Source organism: Nocardia sp. NPDC056000 (assembly GCF_042269265.1).
GTDB lineage: Bacteria > Actinomycetota > Actinomycetes > Mycobacteriales > Mycobacteriaceae > Nocardia.
In genome coordinates, this window is the sequence record NZ_JBHJXS010000005.1 from 411,441 (window position 1) to 431,694 (window position 20,254).

Genomic DNA, 20,254 nt, shown 5'->3' on the forward strand with positions numbered 1-20,254 from the left:
GAAACATTTTGTTGAGATGTTGCATGAGCCTAGACCGGATGCAACATCTCGGCAAGATGTTGCACAAAGGAAATGTCCGGCACGATATGCTGCATCGGTGGCATCGACACCGCTGGAACGACAACTGGCCTCGGACTCGACCCCGCGCCGCCCGACCGCCCTGGACGCGTTCGCCCTGGCACGGTCCGATTTCCTGGCCGGGGACCGCATCGACATCGGCTCGATCGCACAGCGCCTGGGGGTCAACCGGGTCACCCTCTACCGCTGGGTCGGCACCCGCGAACAACTGATCATCGAGGTCGTCTGGTGGCTCACCGAACGCACCCTCGACCAAGGCTGGCAAACCGTCGAATCCACTCCCGGCCCAAGGGTTCCCGCGCTATTGGGGCACCTACTGCACGCCATCTGGGATCAACCCGGCTCCCGCCGCTCCATCGAGCGCGATAACGCCATGTACATGACCCTGCTGACCGTGGCCTCGCACGGCTTCCAGCCCCGCATGCTCGCCTACGTCCGCGCCAAACTTGCCGCCGATCTCGAAACCGGCCGCATCCACACCACTCTCGACCTGGACGACCTGTCCTACACGGTCCTGCGCGTCGCGGAGTCCTTCCACTACATGCCCACCATCATCGGCGAACCCGCCGACCCCGACCGAGCTGTCCGCGTATTGACCGCGATCCTCGGGCCGAATCCCGCCTAGCGCCGACGACTTTCGTTCCGGTCGGAGTCACCGTCCAGGCTTGCGTTCGAGCGCGCTCGAAACCATATCGTCGCCGCCATGACTACCGATGCAACCCAGACCTGGATCATCACCGGCGCTTCGAAGGGTTTCGGGCGCGCGCTCGCGGACGCGGCGCTCGCAACGGGTGACAATGTCGTTGCGGCGGTGCGCAATCCGGACAGCATGGCCGTTATGGCGGCCGAATATCCCGGCAGCTGTCTCGTCGCTCGCTTCGACGCACGTGATACGCACGCGGCGAACGGGTTGGTGAGCACCACCCTCGACCGTTTCGGTCGTCTCGACGTGCTCGTGAACAATGCCGGCCGCGCGGTGATCGGCGCGGTCGAAGAGGTCGGCGACGCACAGTTGCGAGACCTGATGGACCTGCACCTGTTCGGCCCGGCGGCGCTCGTGCGCGCCGCCCTGCCCGCGATGCGCGACCAGCGCAGCGGCACCATCGTGCAGATGAGCAGCCAGGGTGGACGGGTGGCTTTTCCCGGTGTATCTGCTTACTGCGCATCGAAATTCGCACTCGAGGGCTGGTCGGAATCGCTCGCGGCCGAGGTCGCGCCGTTCGGGGTGCGGGTGCTGCTCGTCGAGCCCAGCCGGTTCCGCACCGCGTTCAACGCCGAACTCGAATTCAGCGCGGTGTCGGACAGTTACCGTGACACCCTCGCCCCGCTGCGCGCCGATATGGCGGGCGCCGACGGTGTGCAGGAAGGTGACCCGGTGCGCGCGGCCGGGATCATCGTGCGCCTCGCGCACAGCGACAACGTCCCATTGCGCCTGCCACTCGGACAGGAGGCGGTCGAACGGCTCTCCGGGGTCTACCGACGTGGCTTGGCGGAGGTCGAGCGCTGGGCCGAGATCGCCCGCAGTGCCGATTTCGACGACGCCGTTTCCGCGGTTCGCCCTGTTTAGGCTGGATGGTATGGCGACGGACGAATTGATGGAACGGGCGTTGGCGATGCTGGGCGACGCGGACGACGACCTGGTCTCGATCGAGGTGATTCACCGCCTGTCCAACGCCACCGACCTCGAGGCGCCCATGTCCATCGCCGATGTCGCGGACATGCTCGACATCTCGCCCCACACTCTGCGGTACTACGAGCGGGTGGGGCTGGTCGAGGTCGGCCGCGACAGCAGCGGTTACCGCGTGTACGACGCCGACACGGTGCGGCGGTTGGTGTTCCTGACTCGAATGCGGTTGTCCGGCATGCCGATGCGCGATCTTCAGCACTACATCGAGCTCGTCGACGCGGGCGAGGATACCGTGCCGGAACGGCTCGACATGCTCATCGAGCACCGCGACATGATCCGCCGCCGCATCCGCGAGCTGACCCTGTCGCTCGCCGCGACGGAGTACAAGATCGCCACCTACGGCGGCCGTACCGGCCCGGACGCATAGTTCAAACATCACCCCCCACATGTCGGAACCAGGTTCTGCCGCTATTGATCGTGCCACTATATAACGGTACATTCGATGAGTCAGGTCACCGGTATCGGCGAGGGATCGAAGATCGGCGCACAGCCGCAGCGATCCAGCTCAGTCGCTGCTCGGGCGTAGTCACGCAACATCTTCGATCGAAAGACGTACTTGCGATGGTCGCAGTCACGCTTGGGTTCGTATTCCTATTCATCGCGATCGCCGGCGGGCTCAGATCCGTCGAGGTCGGTCTACAGAACACCCAGAAGATCTACATACACAATCCGTGGTTGTGCGCGGTGATCTCGTATGCCGTTGCGCTGATCGGTTTTTCGATCTTTCTGGCGGTAGCGGCGCTGGTATCCGACCCGCCCTGGCCGACCTGGGCCGACGTGCGAAATATGCCGTGGTGGGCGCCATTCGGCGGTCTCGTGGGCGGCGTGGCAGTAGTCGGCATGATCACCGTGGCGAGATACGTCGGTATCGCAACCTTCAACGCGGTCGTCATCACGAGCGAAATGCTGGTCGCGCTCGTGATGGACGATCTCGGCCTGATGGGTTTCGCGGCTCGGGAGGTGACTCCGCCGCGCCTGGTGGCTGCCGGATTGATTACCGGCGCAGTCGTTCTCATGGCTCGCAGCTCCACCAAGCCGGTGTCGGTACCCGAACGCGACGCGATCCTGGAAGAGGCTCTCTGATGGCTACTCTCCTCAGCGAAACCCGCTCGAAGCTGTCCCGATCGATGCTCGCGTTGGTCTTCGCATTCATGCTGCTCGGAGGCGCACTGCGATCGGTCGAGGCAGGCTGTCAGAATTCACTCAAACTCGCCCTGAAGAACGTCTGGCTGTGCGGCGTCATCTCCTACGCGGTCGCCCTTGCCGGTGTCGGCCTCATTCTCGTTGTCACACTGGTGTTTTCGTCACGGCGCTCCTGGCCGACCTGGACCGATGTGAAGCTCATGCCGAAGTGGGCCCCGTTCGGCGGCCTCACCGGCGGCGCGGCGATCTTCGCCATGATCACCGTCGCCTCCAGCGTCGGAGTCAGCACATTCAACGCCGTCATCATCGCCGGGCAGATGTTCGTCGCCGCGGCGATGGACCACTACGGGGTGATGGGTTCCCGCGCCGCGAGATGGACACGCAGCGCTTCATAGCCATCGCGATGATCATCGCCGGGTCCTACCTGATGGCCAAGTACTGACCGAACCCGCCGAACCCGACCACCGCTCATGGGAATACATCCCGCGCCGATGTGGAGACATCGTGCAGCACAGTGACACCCATGGGCGGAGAATTGGATGCCGCATGGCGCGCGGTGCGTGATCTGCTCGGCACAGCGGCCAGGGACCTCACCGATGCGGCCGCGACGATGCCCGCGCGGGCTGCCGACGGCATCACAAAGGGTGTGGCGCGATCCGTCGAGACCGACGCGGCGTCGGCGAGGGCTGTGGCCGAAGCATCGTCCGCTGAGCGTGGCGGGATCGCCACCGGCGCAGCATCTCCCAGATATGTTTGCGGTCGTGACCTGATCGACGAGGCGGACTACAGCGCCTTGCGCCGATCGGGGGGGATCGACTCGCTGGGGACCTCCCCGACCTTCGAGAGAATTCAGCGATTGCAAGGCTTCGACGGCCGCGTCACCAGAGCCACCTCGGATGAGGTCGACTCGGCGGTCGCGTCGGGCGGCACCGAGTTGTTCCGTGGGTTCGAGGAGGAACGCTACCTCGATGCGTTTGTTTCGGGTCCGGTGCGACCCGGTGGCGGTACGACCGGGTCCGGTACCTATGCCTCTCCCCTGGAGCGGATTGCACTCCACTACACCGATCCCGCCCGTACACAGGACCTCGCGACACGGCAGTCGAAAGTGCTGCGGATGGCCCTTCGCCCCGACGCCAAAACGATCACTCTCAGCGCGCTGGAGTCCGACCGGAGCCGCACCCTCGCGCAGGTCAGCCGGGAGCTACGCACGCTGCGCAGTATCGCGAACCCGACGGCGGCCGAATCGGCACGCTACACAGCACTCTTAGATCAGGAGCTGGTCATGGCCGATATCGGCCAGTATGGCGCGTTGCGCGGCTGGGACGCCATCGATGGATCGGCCACGTGGCGGAACAAGGAGTGGTCGGTGCTCAATCCGACCGCCTTGCTAGCCCAGAGGTGAGCTAGTCGCCCGTGGTGCGGGCGGGTTCGACCGCGCTGGCCGAGAGGGGTGGGGCGATGTCCTCGAGTGAGCGGCCTTCGGCGTCCACGGCCAGGCGGTAGGCGATCACGCCGCCCGCGATCATGACCGTCGCGCCGACCAGGTAACCGACGAACAGGCCCAGGGGGTAGGTGCCGTCGCCGATCAGGGCTCCGTAGATGACCGGGCCGAGGGCGCCGAAACACTGTGCGATGGCGAAGAATACGGCGATCGCCTTGGCTCGGACCTCGAGGGGGAAGATCTCGCTGACGGTGAGGTAGGCGGCGCTGGCTCCGGCGGAGGCGAAGAAGAAGATGACGCACCAGCAGATGGTTTGGGTGATGGCGTTCAGGGCGCCGCTGTAGAACAGGCAGGCCGAGAGGGCCAGCAGTGTGCCGGAGCCGATGTAGGTGCCCGCGATCATGACGCGGCGGCCTACGGTGTCGAAGAATCGGCCGATCGTCAAGGGGCCCAGCAGATTTCCGATGGCGAAGGCGATCAGGTAGAGCGGGGTGGCGGCAGAAGGGACGTCGTAGAACTTGCCGAGCACGAGGGTGTAGGTGAAGAAGATCGCGTTGTAGAGGAATGACTGGCTGATCATCAGGCTCGCGCCGAGAATCGCCCGAGAGGGGTAGTCGCGGAACAGGATTCGCGTCAGCGCCCGATAACCGATCTGGTCGGCGGGCTTGACCACCATCGCCTTGGACTCATCCAGCGGTGGCAAATCGACCCCGCAAGCCCGCACCTCGTCCTCGATGGCCCGGATCGATTCCTCAGCGTCGTCGGCTCGGCCCTGCATGATCTGCCAGCGCGGGCTCTCCGGAAGATTGCGCCGCACCAGCACGATCACCAGACCCAGCACCGGGCCGATCAGGAAACCGAGCCGCCAGCCCAGGTCCAGGCTCACGTGATTGAGCAGGATGTACGCGCCCAAGGTGCCCAGAATCGCACCGGCCCAATAGGTTCCGTTCACCGCGATATCCACCCGGCCGCGATACTGCGCCGGAATCAGCTCATCGATGGCGGAATTGATCGCCGCGTACTCGCCACCGATACCCATACCCGCGATGAATCGGGTCAGGTACAGGAACACCAGCCAGCCCGGGCCACTGCCGAGGGTGAAGGCGGTGAGCCCGCTGCCGATCAGGTACACCCCGAGCGTGATGACGAACAACTTGCGTCGCCCCAGCCGATCGGACAGGTTCCCGAATACCAGTGCGCCGACCACCTCCCCGGCGAGGTAGACAGTCGCCAGAAACCCGACTGCCGTCGAAGATAGTTGCAGCGCTTCGGGTTTGGTGAGCGTATCCGCGACCGCGCTGGCGACGGTGATCTCCAGCCCGTCGAGAATCCATGCCACGCCCAGCGCGATGACCATTCGGGTGTGAAACCGCGACCACGGTAACCGATCGATCCGCGCGGGAATCAAGGTCCGCACCCCACCGGCAGCGCCGGTCACTTCCGCCATGACGACTCCTGTGTCCGACCAATGCGGAAGGAACCCTAGCGACGGAACGTCCGGCCCGTCAGCGCTGGGAACGCGATCGGCAGCGCCATACTCGGTCGATCACGTGGATGTGGTTGTCACGGTGCGAGTTCGGCCAGGATGCGAAAGCGGGTTCCCGCACCGGATGCGGTGATGAGCTGAATCTGCGCGCCGTGCGCGGCGAGAATGGCGCTGACGATGGCCAACCCGAGTCCGGAACCTCCTGTGCGGGAGCGGGATTCGTCGGCGCGGTAGAAGCGATCGAAGACGTACGGGGCCTTGTCAGGTGCGATACCCGGTCCGTTGTCACGGATTTCGATGATTGCGAGATCCCCTGACCCGGGCATCGCGGCACCGGCTTGTGCGATGACCTCCGCGGTCGAGGGCGCGGGTCCTCGCGTGATGGTGACGTCGACGGCGGAATCGGCGGGGGTGTGGGTGAGGGAGTTGCCGATCAGGTTGGTCAGGACCTGCCGTAATCGATGCTCGTCACCGTAGGTGTGTACGGGCTCAGTCGGAATGTGTAGCCGCACAACGCGTTCAGGTGCACGAGCGGCCGCATCATGCACGACGTCATTGGCGATGGCGGTCAGGTCGACCTTGGTCATATCCATCGGGCGCTCCTCGTCGAGGCGCGCGAGCAGCAGCAGGTCATCGACGAGCAGGCCCATGCGGACGGCTTCGTCCTCGATGCGGCGCATCATGCGCTCGACCTCGTCGGCAGGTTGCGGGCCGCTGAATCGATACAGTTCGGCGTAGCCGCGAATCGAGGTGAGCGGGGTGCGCAACTCATGCGAGGCGTCGGCGATGAACAGCCGCATTCGCGCCTCGGATTCCTCCAGGCGATGCAGGGCGGACGACAGGCGTTCGACCATGATGTTGAACGCGGAGCCGAGGCGGCCCACTTCGGTATACGAATTGGTTTGCGCTACACGGCGATCCAACTCTCCGGCGGCAATCGCCTGCGCGGTGTGCTCGATGCGGGTCAGCGGACGCAGGCCGACACGGACCAGCCAGGTCGCGACCGCGCCGAGTATCGCCAGCAGGCCGATTCCGGCGGCGATCTCGATGGTGCGGAGCTGACTCAGGGTGGCGTCGTAGGTATCCAGTGACATGCTAACCGCGACGGTGCCGCCATTGGGCTCGAACTGATTCGGCGGTTGATAGGCCGTTCGCACGCGCCACTGAACGCTGCCATCATGGGCGGGGACGGTGACCGCGCGCGTGCCTCGCGCTCGCACGGCGGCGGCATCCATCGCGGGCAGTTCCGGTGGCGATACCGAGCTACCGATCCGAATGGTGGGTTCACCGTTGATATCGAAGAACAACACCCGAAATGGCGAGGGCACCTGATCCTCGGCCGTACTGTCGGCGGGCCGCGGCGGCGGCGGAGGCCGATTGACCGAAGTCATATCGGCCACCACGGTATTCAGCTGTGCGTCGATGCGCGCGAGCTCGGCCCGCTCCAGCATCGAGAGCGTGAGAATCCCGAAGGCAGCCATTCCCACCGCGGTAATGGTCAGCGCCGCCACCAGCACGCGCGTGCGCAGTGTCCACCTGCGGCGCAACCGAATCACGAATTCTCACCGGGCAGACGCAGCGAATACCCCACACCCCGAACCGTATGAATCAAAGCCGGACCGTGCGCGTCGACCTTGCGCCGCAATTGACTGATGAACGTCTCGACCACCCGATCCCCGCGCCCGTCCGCCGAATCCCACACCTGATCCACAATCTGCCGCTTACTGACCACCTTCCCGGCATTGGTCATCAAATAACGCAGCAAATTGAACTCGGTGGCCGACAGCCACAGCCCTTCGCCACCGCGAGTCACGCTGTGCGCGTCCGCATTCAATTCCAGATCGGCGAACCGCAATGTCGCCTCCGCATCCTGCGGTACCACGGTGCGCCGCATGATCGCGTGCAACCGCAACACCACCTCTTCGAGGCTGAACGGTTTGGTGACGTAGTCATCCCCACCCGCGGTCAACCCCTCGATCCGATCCTTGACCGCATCGCGCGCGGTCAAGAACAGCACCGGCACATCATTGCCCGCTCCCCGCAACCGCCGAGCCACGGTGTACCCGTCCATGTCGGGCAGCATTACGTCCAATACGACGATATCCGGCGTCGTCGCCGCCGCTGCGGCCAGCGCTTCCACCCCATTTGCCGCCACGGTCACCGAAAAGCCACTCGCCCGCAACGCGGCCCCGAGCAGATCCCGAATATTCGGTTCATCGTCGACAACGAGAACCCGCATGTTCGAAGACGCCATCCGATCAGCCACGACCCCACAATAAGCCCAGCCCAGCCCCCCATTCCTGGCAGCCGCGCGCGCCACGCTGCTCGAATTCCCAGCCAATCCACAGTGTGCCCCGCGCCGCCCTAGAGGTTTTCCGCGTCGCGGGTCAGTTAGCCGGAGGGTTTGGAGATTCCGGCGGGTGACCGGGCATCGGTTATGCCTCGGGCGGGGCTAGCCGAAGACGACGTTGTCGAGGTCGACCGAGACCATCAGGGGCTCGGGGAGTGCTTCGCCGGTGTCGGTGACCGGATAGACGCGGCGTGTGGTCGGCACGATGATGCCGTTGAAGTCCTTATGGTCGGACGCGTAGTGCGCGGTTGGTCCGGCGCCGGCTATTTCGACGGTGTAGTCGTGGCGGCGTATCAGGCCGCGTTCGTCGTAGTAGAGGGTTTGTTCGGGGCTGTGGGTGGCGACTCGGTCGGGGAACACCACCTTCAAGCGCCGCCAGGTCTGGCCGTTCTCGTTCCAGGGGGCGAGTTCCTCGACGTGGAATCCGTTGGTGGTGAACAGGAATGGCTCGTTGAGGTAGTTCCACATGGCGTAGTTGAGGAAGTAGGCGGTTTGCAGCCGGTCCCATTGGGTGGTCAGGGTGTGACCGGCGAAGGAGGCGCGCGGGTCCGCGCGCTCGGCAACGATATCGCCGGTATCGGTGACGATGGCGATGTGATCGCCGGTGAAGGTGCTGATCAAATCCGCTGCGCCGAAAGGGAACAGCTCGGCTGATTGACGATGCAGTTCGGCGCGGACGGTGATGTCGTCGAGATAACCGTCTTGGCCCTTCAATGGAAACAGTGCGCCGCCGAAGCTCAGATGCGCTGTCACGCTGGTGAATTCGCTCCAGCGCCGCAGTCCGCCCTGGGCCTCGATGACGGTGTCGAGAAGATCGCTCATTGTGCCTCCGATCTCGGGGACGGTCCGGCGCGATATCGGTTGCGCCGCAACCCATCGATGGATGTCATCGTCGACGTTGTCATCGATACGCCGTCGGGTCCTCACCCGGACGAGGTGAAACCGGCGCGCTAGAGCAGCCCGGTCAGCCGGGCGCGGGCGACCGCGGTGCTTCGGGTGTTCGCATCGAGTTTGGTGTAGATGCCGCGCAGGTGGGTCTTGACGGTGTTGATCGAGACGCCGAGGTCGTCGGCGATCTGTGCGGCCGTTCGCCTGGACGGAAGATGTTTGAGGACAATCATTTCCGTCTCGGTGAGGGTGGGCGGAGTGGTGCCGCGCAGCGCGGCCGGATGATGGCGCAGTGTTTCGGCGAAATCGTCCAGCCGACCGAAGCGACCGGCGTAGATATCGAGCAGTCCGATCGACTCGGGGATGTCGAGCCAGGGGGAGACCAGGGTGTCCGCGGCTGAGATCCGCAATGCGGCCTCGAGCGCATCGGCTGTCTTGGTCGGCATGTCGAGCTGGTGCAGGACCCGGGCGTGGTAGAGCCACGCCCACACCGCGGTGAGCGGATAGAGCCGGTGCGGTGCATCCAGCAGCGGCTCGAGCAGTATCCGGGCGGTGCGCGGTTTTCGGGCCGTCTCGGCCAGCATCGCCTGTGCCAGTACTACTTCGGCGGTATCACCGAGCGCGGCCTGGGCGCGGTCGACCAGTTCCCTGGCCGGGCGTACCTCGTTCAAGCGCAGCAGCGTGCCTACGATGCCGGGCAGCTGGATGCCCTGATTGCCTGGCGGCAGCGGATCGCTCTCCAACAGTCGAAGCAGCGTGGAACGAGCCCGATGAGCGGCGGCGTAGTCGTCCGTCGCGACGCGGCTGAGCAGGAATTGGCAGGCGACCAGGGATGGCAGGCCGGTCACCGGTAGCCCGGAGCGCGCGGGTTCCCACCATCGCTCGGCCATATCGGCCAGTGCCCGGACGTCGAACTCCTCGCCCTGAATATGCCTGGTCACCGCGACCGCGAGCCGCATGTGCTCGGTATCGGACACATCGTGCAGATCGTGTGCGAGCGCGTACCGGAGGGCGCGTTCGGCGCGCACCCGCGCGGTTCCGATCGCACCCGCGTACACCGATGCCACCGCCAGCCGCGCCAGCGATCGCATGACCAGGCGATGCCGTCCGGTTCGTTCGGCCAGCGTGATGCCCGATCGCAGCAGGGCTTGCCCGCGTTCGATGCGCCCCCGCAGCAGCAGCGCCCCGGCGGTCTGGATGGCGAGATAGCAGTCGATATCGAGATTGCCGGTGGCGGGCGATTCGACGCGCGCGTCGAGATCGTCGGTTCCGGCGCCGGAGCTGAGGATCACATCGATCGTCACCGCGAACTCGAGCGCATCGAGCCAATGCCCCGGAGCCAGCGACGGCATCGAAACCGGCTGCGCGCGAATCAGATCGAGGTAGGCGAGCGCCTCGCGATCCTCACCCCGGCCGACCGCGTCGATGGCGCGCAATCGCCAGACGAACGGATCATTGGAGATGCCGGGCCCGGCACGATCGAGCTGGTCCAGCAGCCAGGGGCCCGAACCATCGAATACGAGGCCTGGACCGTTGTCGCGCAGGAACTTTCGCAGCGGCTCGGGATCGGACGATGCCAGCAGATACGGCAGGGCGGCGGCGGGCAGGCCCGCCGCGCAGAGCCAGCGCGCGGTACGCAATTCCAGTTCCGCCGTATCGATTTCGCGCTGCGCACGGCTACGCAGATATGCCCGCACCATCGGATGATGGGTGAACCAGAGCTGTCCGTGTTCGAGGTGGCATTCGAGGGGAAACCCGGTGCGCCGCAGGTCATCGAGCGTCTCACGTGTCCGGCCGGGCAGGAGTTCCTCGGCGAGCGCCGCGGAAAACGCCTTGGGAATACTGGTGTGCACCAGGAATTCGACTGTGCGCTCGGGTAGTTCGCGCAGCAGTTCCGTCACGAGGAACTCTGTCAGCGCGTGGCTGTTGGCGAGCATCGTCAGTGCCGCGACCCGGTCCCGAGATCCGGCCGCCACCTCGAGCGCCGCGATCCGGACCAGCGCCGTCCAGCCCCGGGTGAGATCCATCGCGATATCGAGCTCGGGCTCGGTGAGAGTACAGTCGTATCCCGTAAATAATTGCGCCACTTGCGTTCTGGTCAATGCCAGCAGATCGCCGGTGATGCGGTCCAGTCGGCCGTCCAGGTGCAGGTCATGCCAGCGCAGCGGCGGCTCATAGCGTCCGGACAGCACGATTGTCAGCGTCGGCGGAGCATGTGCGATGAGATATTCGAGGGCAGTGAGTAATTGCGGATCGGTGAGCACATGCGCGTCGTCGATCACCAGCACTGCGGCGTTGCCGTGTTCGGCAAGCCCCTTGACGAGGTGCGCGGCGAAGCTGGTCGAGGTGGTGATATTCAGTGGTCCGATACCGAAGATCTCATTCAACGCCGAAGCGACCGCACGGCGACGACCGGGCAGATTTCGGTCGATGGACTCGCTCATGCTCAGCCAGGCGATCCGCGGTTCGGATTCGGTGTGGCGCAGTCGTTTGTCGATCCAGTCCGTCAGGAGCACGGTCTTACCGCTCCCGGCGGGCGCGCTCAGCACGACCACGCGGCCGCCGTGCGGTCCCGGGGTGGTTCGCAACCGATCGAAGAGTTCGGGCCGGGGGAGCGGCTCACAGCCGAGCTCGGGCGGCCGGAATGGTGTGCCGCGACGCACGGTCTTTCCCGGTCGATCGGATGCTCGTGCTGGGGCGGTCATGGATCCTCCTCGCTGAGGTGAAGGCGCTGCCACCATGGGCACCGGTTCCCGGATACAGCGGCCTAGGCGAACGGCCCCGGTGCTCCGACGATAGAAACGGACGGATCAGTCCGTCAACAACCGATTGCTGCGCGATGGCTCACAGCGTCCGCCGACCTGCGGATCTCGCGCGAACCTGTGAACCCGATCGAATGAAATCCTCTCCAACTGCACAAATGGAAGGTCAGTTCGCGATCGTCGGATCCACTGCGGCATAGCGAACGATGAACTCGACGACCGTCTCGCGATACTGCGCCCGGAACCCGGTATCGGCGGGATTGCGCAGAATCTTCCAGGCCGCGCTCAACCCCATCCCGATGACCGCGATGCTCGCCGCATCGATATCGAGATCCGCACGGAAGAAGCCGCGCTCGATGCCGATCCGGTAGTACTCGGCGATCATCGCCGCCGCGATACCGTGCACGAAATCGAGCGTCGCCGCCCCATCGTCGTCGACCGAAGGCAGTTGCCCGAGCAGGAATCCCATCTCCCGATGCTCGGCGGCGATGAGCTCGAACACCCGAGTTGCCATGTCGCTGGCGCGTTCTCGGTACTCGGCCAGGGAATCGATCTGCTCGGGCGCGTTCTCATCGGTGAATACCGACTGCAGCCGTTCCGCGGTTCCCGCCACCACCGCATCGAGAATCTGCCGCTTATCGGAGAAGTGCCGATAGAACGTCCCCTGCCCGACCCCGGCCTGTTCGGCGATGTCCGAAACCCGGGTCGGATGGTAGCCACGTTCGGCGAAAACCGTTGCCGCGGCCTGTACCAGCCCATCGCGCGTCGCGGCGACCCGTTCCTGGGCCCGGGCGGTGGACCTCTCGCGCGGCATGGTCAAACCGTACGAATGGACGGAGCAGTCCGTCAATTTCCTCCGACGCCGTGTCTTGTACCCGATTCGCACGAGCGTGTTCTCCATCACGGTTTCGCCAGGTCGGGGCCATTCCCGCCGGTGCGGATGCCACCCTAAGTTACTGTTCCTTCGATATTTTGAAACTACATAGTTCCACAAAAGAGGGGTGTCTTCGGTGACCCAGCAGGCTCGGGCCATATTCCGCGTGACGGACTCGGACGAAGGCCGGATCGCGCGGTTAGCGGGCTCGATTGCCGATCACCCTCGAGATCACTGTTCCCGAGATACCCGGCGGACCGAATCCCCTTGCGCCGCAGGGCGTGCGGCATGAGATTCGCGCACGCACACCATGCGTTCCTCGCCCAGTGCCGGTACTACGCGGATATCGGCAAGTCCCTGGAATCCGCTGCGCTGGCGGTGATTACGGCCGAGACGGCCCAGTGGAGCCGCTACCCGGCGGTCCGCGCGGAAGCGCTGGCCCAATGTCGCCAAGCTCGACATGACCTGTCGCTCACCGACGCCGCTCTCAACGCCGCCGTGCGCGCCGGAGCCGATCTGACGAGCCGCCAGGTCAGCGTGTTCCATGATGCCGAGAACGCCGCGAGGCGTGAGGTGGCGTCATTGCGGCAGACACTCTCGAGTATCGAGATGGCTTTGCGCACAACCTGATCCCGATTCACGATTTCCACTCGGTGCCCGTGAATGAGCGTCAGCCGGCGCGGACTCTGCTTCGTTTGAGGGTGCGCAGGTCGGTGCGGACATCGATCGAGTGCAGTCCGTCGATGCGGGCGAGTTCGTTGGTCAGGAGGTTGTAGAGGTGTTCGGTATCCCGGGCGGCGATGGTGGCGAAGATGGCGGTGGGTCCGGTTGTGGCGCAGACGTAATGGATTTCGCTCATGCGCGCCAGGGCATGTCCGGCGGCGTCGAGTTTGTCCAGGTCGACCCCTGCCCAGAGCGCGGCCGAGATGCGCAGGCCGAGACGATTCTGATCCACCTCGAGGTCGAAACGCAGGACTCCGGCTTCGGTGAGGTCGATGATCCGTGTCGCCACGCGCGCCGGGGTGAGGTTGGTGACCCGCGCGAGGTGACTGTATGAGGCGCGCGGATCCTCGGCGAGCAGCGCGATCAGCCGCCGATCATCCGCACTGAGGTCGGCGGCGTCGTGGTTCGGGGTATCCCCGTGCCGGTCGATCGCGAATAAGGGATCTGCTGCCTCGGTGAGTCGTTCGCGCTGAGTGGCGTCGAGGGTCCAGCCGAGATCGGGCCAGGTGGTATGCAGCGGGAAGCGGCGCAGCACCTGGCGGGCATCCATCGATTCGACCAGGGAGGTGGAGCGAATGCGGTCGGTGAGCATGAGGTCGTTATCGGCGGCCGTCTGCGGTTGATAGAGGCAGACGACATCGGCGGCGGTCATGCTGACCCAGCTCATATCGTCATGCTGCGCAAGCATTTCGGCGAGCTTGGTACCTTCGGAGCTCGGGGTGATTCGCAAAATCCATTCGTGCTGCCCTAGGGTGCGGTGATCCAAAGTGGCGGTGCATCGCAGGATGCCGTTGCGGACGAGAGTTTGGTATCGGCGTGCTGCGGTCTGTTCGGAGATTCCGGCGACCGTGGCCATGGCGGCGTAAGACATCCTGACATCACAACCGAGCATGTGGATGATCTGGAGTCTTTCGATCGTCTGACTGGAGGGCATGCCGGAAATCTACTCGATTATTGGAGGTTTTAGTAGATTTTCTGCTAGAGCGACGATAACCGCAGGAAGCCGCTACCGACCGGCGGCTTCGACACCCCGCCGCCGTGCATCAACGTCACGATCGTGATTCTGACACTGCCGGTGATCCGGCGCGATTCGGACGCGGGTCTCGGTGTGCTGCAACAGGTTCTGGACATACCGGAAATGTTGTTTGATACGGCGCATTAGATCCGATCATTACGGATCGGACGGGGACCGAGGGCATCGCGCAGGGCCGCTCGGGAGGTCACGCCGAGTTTGGGAAACAGTTGGTAGAGGTGGGTGCTGACGGTTCTGGGGGACAGGAACAGGCGATCGGCGATCTGTTTGTTGGTGAGCCCGGATGCGGCCAGTAGCGCGATCTCTCGCTGCTGCGGGGTGAGGGTGTCGATGAGCTCGGGCACAGCGGCTGGCTGGCCGGTGGCGCGGAGTTCGTTGCGGGCTCGTACTTTCCACGGTTCGGCGGCCAGACGGTCGAAGATGTCCAGGGCGGCGGTGAGGTGGTGGCGGGCCGGGGTGGTGAGCTTCGCGCGGCGCAGGCGCTCACCGTAGGCGAGGTGGATTCGAGCCTGTTGGAAGGGCCATTGTTCGGCGCCGGGCGTCGCCAGGGCCGTCTCGAAACGCGACCGATAGTCCTCGGATGTGGCGATTATGGCCTTGGCTCCGGCGACCACGAGCGCGAGTCTCGGTGAGAGCGAGGCGATATCGGCTTCGGCGAGGTCGTGCACGTGCTGTGCCGCCTCGATGGTGCGGCCGGACCGGACCGCGGCTTCGACCAAATCCTGCAGCACCCACAGCGTGTGCGGAGCGTGGGCCGGGACTGTCCCGGGTCCGCATACTCCGGCGGCGTGCTGGTAGGCCGCCTCGAACTCGCCTGCGCCGACAGCGGCCAGTGATTTCGCATGAGCCGCGTAGTTCAGGATCAATCCGATGCGGTTGGGAGCCGCCCATCCGATCGTGTTGTCCGCCAGTGTTTTCGCGTCGCCGAACGCACCGCGCGCGGCCGCGACGTAGGCCCGGTGCTGGTATAGGAGACCACCGAGCAGCCGGTATCCGTGCCGTTCGGCGAGTTCGAGGCCCTCGGCGGTCAATCGCAGCACCCGATCCCATTCCCCGGTCTGCACCGCCTCATAGCCCAGCAGCACGAAAGCCTCGATCGCGGAAGTGATTGCGCCACCGGCACGCCCGTGCGCGGCGACCTGTTCCAGGGCTGCACGGCACCCAGCCAGGCGATCGACGTACAGGGCAGCGATGGCGACGCGCACGATATAGGCGTGATCGGTTTGCTCACCGATTCCCGCGATCGCGGCGTCCAGGCGGCCCATGGTGGGTAACCCGAGGCGGGACGGCAGCATGAACGTGCTCCCGAGCAGGACCAGGAACTCCGGCGGCGCGGGGTCCAGACGTTCGAGCGCCCCATGGAACGCCTCGGATAGACCTGCGCGAGAACCGAATACGCAGGTGGCCTGTAGCACGTACAGGGCTTCGACCACGGCCGGATCGCCCGCGTCGGACGGATTGTGCGCGCCCTTGATCCCATTGACGAGCAGCTGGTGAATGGTGTCGATATCGCCACCGCTATTGAGCATCACCGACGTGGCGGCCACGACCCCGGCAAGCGAGCCACCCGGTCCGCGCTCGGCGCTCTCGATCATTCGATGCGCCTCGGACAGGTCGCCGGTCACATCCGCGCCCAGGTATGCCGCGACCATGATGCGGCGATCGCGGTCCGAGGTGCGCGGGCTGAGTTCGGCTGCGCGCAAGAGCAATCCGATGGCGCCCACCGGATCACCCCGGCGCTGGGTACGCGCGGCGGTTCGCTCGAGCAGTTCGGCGACCTGCTCATCTGGCTCGACGGTGGCCTGCGACAGATGCCAGGCATGGCGTTCGGAATCCTCCGGAAACCGTTGGGCCAGTTCCCGATGCGCCTGCCGCCGCTGCTCATGGGTGGCCAGTTCCACCACCGCCGCACGGATGAGCGGGTGCCGGAACCGCAGTTCATGTGTGCCGGGATCGACCCGCACAAGTTGCATCTCCTCTGCGGGCGCGAGGTCCGCGCTATCGCAAATCCCCGTCGAAAGCGCCGACGGCAGCGCCGATCCCGCACCGGCGAGCGCCGCCGCGAGCAACTGCTGCCGGGCGCGCGGCGGAAGGTTCGCGATGCGCCGCGTGAACAGCGTGTGCAGGCGGCGCCCGACGCGAGTGACACCGGTGGCGCGATGCGCGCTGTGCGCACCGGGCAATTCCACCAGCGCCAGCGGATTGCCCTGCGATTCGGCGAGGTAGCGATGCCGGCTGCGCGTGGGCAGATCCGGGTAGTGCGCCGTCATCAGGGCCGCGGCGGCCGCATCGTCGAGCGGACCGACGGCGAGTTCATCCAGCCCCTCGGATTCGAACAGACTGTCCTCACCTGCGCGCACCGCGGCGACCAGACCCACACGGGTTTCGCGCAGGCGGCGAGCGACCATGCCCAGCACCAAGGCGCTGGCCCGGTCGATCCAATGCAGATCGTCCACGATCAGCAAGACCGGCCGCCGCACTGCCGCGAAAACGAGCAACGCCCGCACCGCATGTGCCAGAGCGAGCCGATCCGGTGCTGTCCCATCCTCGATCCCGAGCCCGATCGCCAGGGTGCGACGATGCGAAGCGGGCAGTTCCCGCAACTGCTCGTCCAGCGGATAGAGCAATTGATGCAGCGCGGCGAAACTCACGTTGGCCTCGAATTCGACGCCGGCGCCGCGCAATACCCGAACCCCCGACGCGGCGGCCATATCCGCGGTCGCGTCCAGCAATACCGTCTTGCCGATACCGGCCTCACCGACGATCAGCAGCGCGCCGCCGCTGACACTGGAATTCGTTGTGAAGACCTGCAACTGGGCCAGTTCCCGGTCCCGGCCGATCAGTTGCGCCACTACCACGATCACCGATGTTAATCGAGGACATCTTGGCCGTCCGGGGTAACCAGCAGCCTCGGACAATGGCCACCCGCCAAGGGTCTCGGAGGTGCACCCGGTTCGAGGCTTCGGTGAATGGTGAGGACTCCGAGGAAGCGCAGGCGCGAATCTTCCTCGCCGAACTCGAAGGGCACGCGCACGCGCTGATAAGGCGGCGCGGCCAGTGGCGCGACGGGGAGCCGAATCAGGCTATCGAGGCCGAACTCGATCAGATCCGGCAGCAGGTCCGCACCATCCGGCGCAGGTTCCCCCACATACCGCCGCCGGAATTCTGACCTGCCGGATTCGTGCGGTACACACCCGAGGGCCCGCTGGGCCACCGCACATCTCGGTGTGCGGCAGCCCAGCGGATTTCATCTGATCACATGGATCAGACGGCTTCGGCCGCACTGCGGATGATGTCCGCGACGACGGCGGGACGCGATACGTAGACCGCGTGGCTGCCGGGTGTTTCGACCACGGTCGAGCCCATGCGCTCGGCCATGGAAGCCTGTGCGGCGGGCGGGATCATGCGGTCCTCGGTCACGTGCAGGTACCAGGTCGGCTTGGAGCGCCAGGCGGCCTCGTTGATGACGCCGCCCAGGGCCTCCAGGCCCCACGGCACCTGGGAGTCGGCCAGGAACTTGGCGTGCTGTGCGGGCAGATCACCGGCGAAGGCTTCGGCGAACTTGGCGCGGTCCAGGAACAGGTAGCCGTCCACCGGGGGCAGGATCGGGGGCTGCGGGCCGTCCTGCGGGAAGGTGCCCAGCAGGGCGTTCACCGATTCGCCCTTATCGGGGGCGAACGCGGTGATGTACACCAGGGCTGCCACCTTCTCGTGGGTGCCGGCCGCGGTGATGACTGCGCCGCCGTAGGAATGCCCGACGAGTACGACCGGGCCGTCGATACCGTCGAGAATTTGGCGGGTGGTCGCCGCGTCGTCATCGAGCGACTTGGTCGGGTTCTGCACGACCCGCACGTCGAATCCGTCGCGGGTCAGCTCGTCATAGACGCCACGCCATCCAGCCCCGTCCACGAACCCGCCGTGAACCAGCACGACAGTCTTGTCCTGCGCAGTCATCTGAAGTCTCCTCGATCAATGAAATGCTGTTCTGCACAGTCGAATCTAGGAAGGTGACGCGGCCGTGGCATCCGTCATTTGACGTAGATCGGGGTCGTGATCACTGTCGGTTCGGCTCGGCCGCCGGGTGAAAGCTGAGATCCGGTCGTAGCCGGTGGTGACGATCAGGCCGATGACGACACCGAGCAGCGCTCCGACACCGACGTGGATCCAGGCCGCGCGCAGTCCCGACAGGGGAACCGAGTGGAGATAGAGGATCGAGCGCAACCCGGACACGATCGGTTGCATCGGTTCGAAATTCGCGATCACGCGGAAGAACGCGGGGGTCGCTTCGACGGGAATCGTGCCCGCCGAGGAGGTCATGGCCAGGGCGATGAAGAAGAACATATTGACCAGCGGAGCGAGCGATCCGAAGATCGCGAAGACCGTGAGGGCGCTGAGAGCGACGGCGGCAATTGTGCTGGTGGAGAACAGGTACAGCTGCCGGGGGGAGGCGACCGGCATGTGCAGCACTTTGGTTGCCATCAACTGAATCAGTCCGGCGCTCAAGGGTGCCGCGATCAGTGCCACACACCATTTGACGACGAGCATATGCAGTCGGGACAGGTGGGTGTACCGGCGACGTTGCACCTTCGGTCCCAGCTCGCTCGGCTGAAAACCGCTGGCGGAGTCCACAATCGGATGAATGACCGAGGCGCCGATGAAGCCGAGCAGAACCAGCACGACGGCGTAGTAGAAGACGCTGGTCCCGAATCCGGTACGCGCGGGTAGCGGTGTCAGCGGTGCGGTCGCGATTGTGAACGGGGTGGCCAGCGCGGTAGCGGTGGCGACGCTGATCGGCGCTTCGTACGTCGGCTCCACCATGCCCAGGTACGTGTTCACCGACGCGACCACCGGCGTGAGATAGCCGGTGAACAAACCGGTACTCATCGTCGCGGCGGCCGGATTGGTGTCGAGGTGGACCACCGCGTGAGTGGGCGGACCCGGCGCGCCGCTCACGAGCCGGGCGGTCTCGGCGTTGAAATCGGCGGGTATGCGAACGGCTCCGAAGATCTTGCCGCCCTGCATCTGCTCCCGTTCCTCCGCGGGAGTCATCGGAATGAGCTCGATGGCCGTGTGGTCCACACCCTGGGTGATGGCCGCGCGGACCTTCTCGGCGGCGTCGAAACCGGCCGTGGTCTGTGGTTCTACCACCATGGCGACCGGCAGGTCACGCAGATTCGCGGACGGGTCGAGAGTCCCGCCGAGGTAGATCGCGGGCAGCGCCAGCGCCAGCAGCAGCATGACGAACAGCGGCGGGAGCCAGGTCGCGGGGTGACGGCCGAAGTCACGGGCGACCCGCATCGGGTTGGGGCTCATGCGGGGGAGGAGGTCGGTGCGGTCGAATCGCGCTGCGCGTCGATGCGACGACCGATCTCATCCCACGACAGCCGCATGTCATCCGCCGGTGCGGTGAAGAATACGAATGTGGCGTCCCGCATGACCTTTCGCTTGCGCGCGACGGTCGAGCGATGCGGTTCGGTGCGCGCGTAGGAGTAGATCGCGGATTTGTCGTCCCAGGCCGAGTAGGTCCAGAAGACGCCTTTGAACATCTCGGCCTTCAGGGCCACGCCCAGTACGCCCGGTGAGCGGCGGGCCTGCCACCACAGTGCGAGTGAGGACAGCAGGAAGCCGGGCGCATTGCGCAGCGACTTGACCTCCAGGCGCGAGGCCATGCACTGCACCTCGGGGGTGCCGGGCGTGCCGATGGTCGACCACGGAAGCGTTGGCATTGACTGCTCTTTCGATCGGGCGGGCGGCGAACGCCCCCTCGGCGGTCGTCGATGATCTCAGCC

Annotated in this window: 19 protein-coding genes; 8 read left to right on the forward strand and 11 right to left on the reverse strand. The window is 65.4% G+C overall.

Translation table 11 applies throughout. The features are described 5' to 3' along the window. Positions 1–97: 97 nt before the first annotated feature. The 6 genes from ACFC4D_RS17650 (at position 98) to ACFC4D_RS17675 (ending at position 4,310) form a co-directional block, all read left to right on the forward strand. The gene (locus tag ACFC4D_RS17650) at positions 98–703 is read left to right on the forward strand and encodes a QsdR family transcriptional regulator (RefSeq protein WP_376064539.1); all 606 of its coding nucleotides are present in this window, start codon (positions 98–100) and stop codon (positions 701–703) included. A 78-nt stretch (positions 704–781) separates the two neighbouring features. Next, positions 782–1,645 (forward strand): SDR family NAD(P)-dependent oxidoreductase, encoded by an 864-nt coding sequence (locus ACFC4D_RS17655; protein ID WP_376064541.1) that lies wholly within the window; start codon positions 782–784, stop codon positions 1,643–1,645. 10 nt (positions 1,646–1,655) lie between these two features. After that, positions 1,656–2,132 (forward strand): MerR family transcriptional regulator, encoded by a 477-nt coding sequence (locus tag ACFC4D_RS17660; RefSeq protein WP_376064542.1) that lies wholly within the window; start codon positions 1,656–1,658, stop codon positions 2,130–2,132. 50 nt (positions 2,133–2,182) lie between these two features. Then, complete coding sequence (locus tag ACFC4D_RS17665) at positions 2,183–2,848, forward strand: DMT family transporter (RefSeq protein ID WP_376064857.1); 666 nt, start codon at positions 2,183–2,185, stop codon at positions 2,846–2,848. Continuing rightward, positions 2,848–3,303: a DMT family transporter gene (locus ACFC4D_RS17670; protein WP_376064545.1), complete on the forward strand. Its 456-nt coding sequence runs from the start codon at positions 2,848–2,850 to the stop codon at positions 3,301–3,303. Before ACFC4D_RS17665 ends, ACFC4D_RS17670 begins: the two co-directional genes overlap by 1 nt. Before the next feature lie 128 nt (positions 3,304–3,431). Then, positions 3,432–4,310 (forward strand): hypothetical protein, encoded by an 879-nt coding sequence (locus ACFC4D_RS17675; protein ID WP_376064546.1) that lies wholly within the window; start codon positions 3,432–3,434, stop codon positions 4,308–4,310. Position 4,311: 1 nt separating this feature from the next. Here the strand turns inward: ACFC4D_RS17675 and ACFC4D_RS17680 are convergent, their stop codons facing one another. From ACFC4D_RS17680 to ACFC4D_RS17705, 6 genes are all read right to left on the reverse strand, one after another. Further along, the gene (locus ACFC4D_RS17680) at positions 4,312–5,796 is read right to left on the reverse strand and encodes an MFS transporter (protein WP_376064549.1); all 1,485 of its coding nucleotides are present in this window, start codon (positions 5,794–5,796) and stop codon (positions 4,312–4,314) included. Between the two features lie 116 nt (positions 5,797–5,912). Further along, complete coding sequence (locus tag ACFC4D_RS17685; protein WP_376064551.1) at positions 5,913–7,391, reverse strand: sensor histidine kinase; 1,479 nt, start codon at positions 7,389–7,391, stop codon at positions 5,913–5,915. Continuing rightward, the gene (locus ACFC4D_RS17690) at positions 7,388–8,089 is read right to left on the reverse strand and encodes a response regulator transcription factor (RefSeq protein ID WP_376064860.1); all 702 of its coding nucleotides are present in this window, start codon (positions 8,087–8,089) and stop codon (positions 7,388–7,390) included. The genes ACFC4D_RS17685 and ACFC4D_RS17690 overlap by 4 nt, the downstream gene beginning before the upstream one ends. 198 nt (positions 8,090–8,287) lie before the next feature. Then, positions 8,288–9,007: a hypothetical protein gene (locus ACFC4D_RS17695; protein WP_376064553.1), complete on the reverse strand. Its 720-nt coding sequence runs from the start codon at positions 9,005–9,007 to the stop codon at positions 8,288–8,290. A gap of 128 nt (positions 9,008–9,135) precedes the next feature. Beyond that, positions 9,136–11,778, reverse strand: coding sequence for a LuxR C-terminal-related transcriptional regulator (locus tag ACFC4D_RS17700; protein ID WP_376064555.1), 2,643 nt, complete (start codon positions 11,776–11,778; stop codon positions 9,136–9,138). A gap of 223 nt (positions 11,779–12,001) precedes the next feature. Next, positions 12,002–12,649: a TetR/AcrR family transcriptional regulator gene (locus ACFC4D_RS17705; RefSeq protein WP_376064556.1), complete on the reverse strand. Its 648-nt coding sequence runs from the start codon at positions 12,647–12,649 to the stop codon at positions 12,002–12,004. Between the two features lie 348 nt (positions 12,650–12,997). On the opposite strand from ACFC4D_RS17705, the gene ACFC4D_RS17710 reads away from it, so the two are divergent. Then, positions 12,998–13,339, forward strand: coding sequence for a hypothetical protein (locus ACFC4D_RS17710; protein ID WP_376064558.1), 342 nt, complete (start codon positions 12,998–13,000; stop codon positions 13,337–13,339). Positions 13,340–13,379: 40 nt separating this feature from the next. Here ACFC4D_RS17710 and ACFC4D_RS17715 read toward each other — a convergent pair whose 3' ends face one another. Beyond that, positions 13,380–14,366: an Lrp/AsnC family transcriptional regulator gene (locus tag ACFC4D_RS17715; RefSeq protein WP_375958768.1), complete on the reverse strand. Its 987-nt coding sequence runs from the start codon at positions 14,364–14,366 to the stop codon at positions 13,380–13,382. A 224-nt stretch (positions 14,367–14,590) separates the two neighbouring features. After that, positions 14,591–17,323 (reverse strand): AAA family ATPase, encoded by a 2,733-nt coding sequence (locus ACFC4D_RS17720; protein WP_376064560.1) that lies wholly within the window; start codon positions 17,321–17,323, stop codon positions 14,591–14,593. A 107-nt stretch (positions 17,324–17,430) separates the two neighbouring features. Here ACFC4D_RS17720 and ACFC4D_RS17725 point away from each other — a divergent pair, with 107 nt between their 5' ends. Beyond that, positions 17,431–17,634: a hypothetical protein gene (locus ACFC4D_RS17725; RefSeq protein WP_376064562.1), complete on the forward strand. Its 204-nt coding sequence runs from the start codon at positions 17,431–17,433 to the stop codon at positions 17,632–17,634. A gap of 95 nt (positions 17,635–17,729) precedes the next feature. On the opposite strand, the gene ACFC4D_RS17730 is transcribed toward ACFC4D_RS17725, so the two are convergent. The 3 genes from ACFC4D_RS17730 to ACFC4D_RS17740 are packed head-to-tail and all read right to left on the reverse strand — an operon-like array spanning position 17,730 to position 20,191. Next, positions 17,730–18,419, reverse strand: a complete 690-nt coding sequence (locus ACFC4D_RS17730) for an alpha/beta fold hydrolase (RefSeq protein WP_376064564.1) — start codon at positions 18,417–18,419, stop codon at positions 17,730–17,732. Positions 18,420–18,464: 45 nt separating this feature from the next. Beyond that, on the reverse strand, positions 18,465–19,778 hold the full coding sequence (locus tag ACFC4D_RS17735) for a YhgE/Pip domain-containing protein (protein WP_376064567.1): 1,314 nt from the start codon (positions 19,776–19,778) through the stop codon (positions 18,465–18,467). Continuing rightward, entirely contained in the window at positions 19,775–20,191 is a 417-nt protein-coding gene (locus ACFC4D_RS17740) for a hypothetical protein (protein WP_376064570.1), read from the reverse strand. The genes ACFC4D_RS17735 and ACFC4D_RS17740 overlap by 4 nt, the downstream gene beginning before the upstream one ends. Positions 20,192–20,254 lie beyond the last annotated feature (63 nt).

Bases quoted from the DNA above. Each gene is read 5' to 3' on its own strand.
- ACFC4D_RS17655 (WP_376064541.1), top strand. From the start codon at position 782: ATGACTACCGATGCAACCCAGACCTGGATCATCACCGGCGCTTCGAAG.
- ACFC4D_RS17660 (WP_376064542.1), top strand. From the start codon at position 1,656: ATGGCGACGGACGAATTGATGGAACGGGCGTTGGCGATGCTGGGCGAC.
- ACFC4D_RS17670 (WP_376064545.1), top strand. From the start codon at position 2,848: ATGGCTACTCTCCTCAGCGAAACCCGCTCGAAGCTGTCCCGATCGATG.
- ACFC4D_RS17675 (WP_376064546.1), top strand. From the start codon at position 3,432: ATGGGCGGAGAATTGGATGCCGCATGGCGCGCGGTGCGTGATCTGCTC.
- ACFC4D_RS17680 (WP_376064549.1), bottom strand. From the start codon at position 5,796: ATGGCGGAAGTGACCGGCGCTGCCGGTGGGGTGCGGACCTTGATTCCC.
- ACFC4D_RS17690 (WP_376064860.1), bottom strand. From the start codon at position 8,089: ATGGCGTCTTCGAACATGCGGGTTCTCGTTGTCGACGATGAACCGAAT.
- ACFC4D_RS17695 (WP_376064553.1), bottom strand. From the start codon at position 9,007: ATGAGCGATCTTCTCGACACCGTCATCGAGGCCCAGGGCGGACTGCGG.
- ACFC4D_RS17700 (WP_376064555.1), bottom strand. From the start codon at position 11,778: ATGACCGCCCCAGCACGAGCATCCGATCGACCGGGAAAGACCGTGCGT.
- ACFC4D_RS17705 (WP_376064556.1), bottom strand. From the start codon at position 12,649: ATGCCGCGCGAGAGGTCCACCGCCCGGGCCCAGGAACGGGTCGCCGCG.
- ACFC4D_RS17710 (WP_376064558.1), top strand. From the start codon at position 12,998: ATGAGATTCGCGCACGCACACCATGCGTTCCTCGCCCAGTGCCGGTAC.
- ACFC4D_RS17715 (WP_375958768.1), bottom strand. From the start codon at position 14,366: ATGCCCTCCAGTCAGACGATCGAAAGACTCCAGATCATCCACATGCTC.
- ACFC4D_RS17730 (WP_376064564.1), bottom strand. From the start codon at position 18,419: ATGACTGCGCAGGACAAGACTGTCGTGCTGGTTCACGGCGGGTTCGTG.
- ACFC4D_RS17735 (WP_376064567.1), bottom strand. From the start codon at position 19,778: ATGAGCCCCAACCCGATGCGGGTCGCCCGTGACTTCGGCCGTCACCCC.
- ACFC4D_RS17740 (WP_376064570.1), bottom strand. From the start codon at position 20,191: ATGCCAACGCTTCCGTGGTCGACCATCGGCACGCCCGGCACCCCCGAG.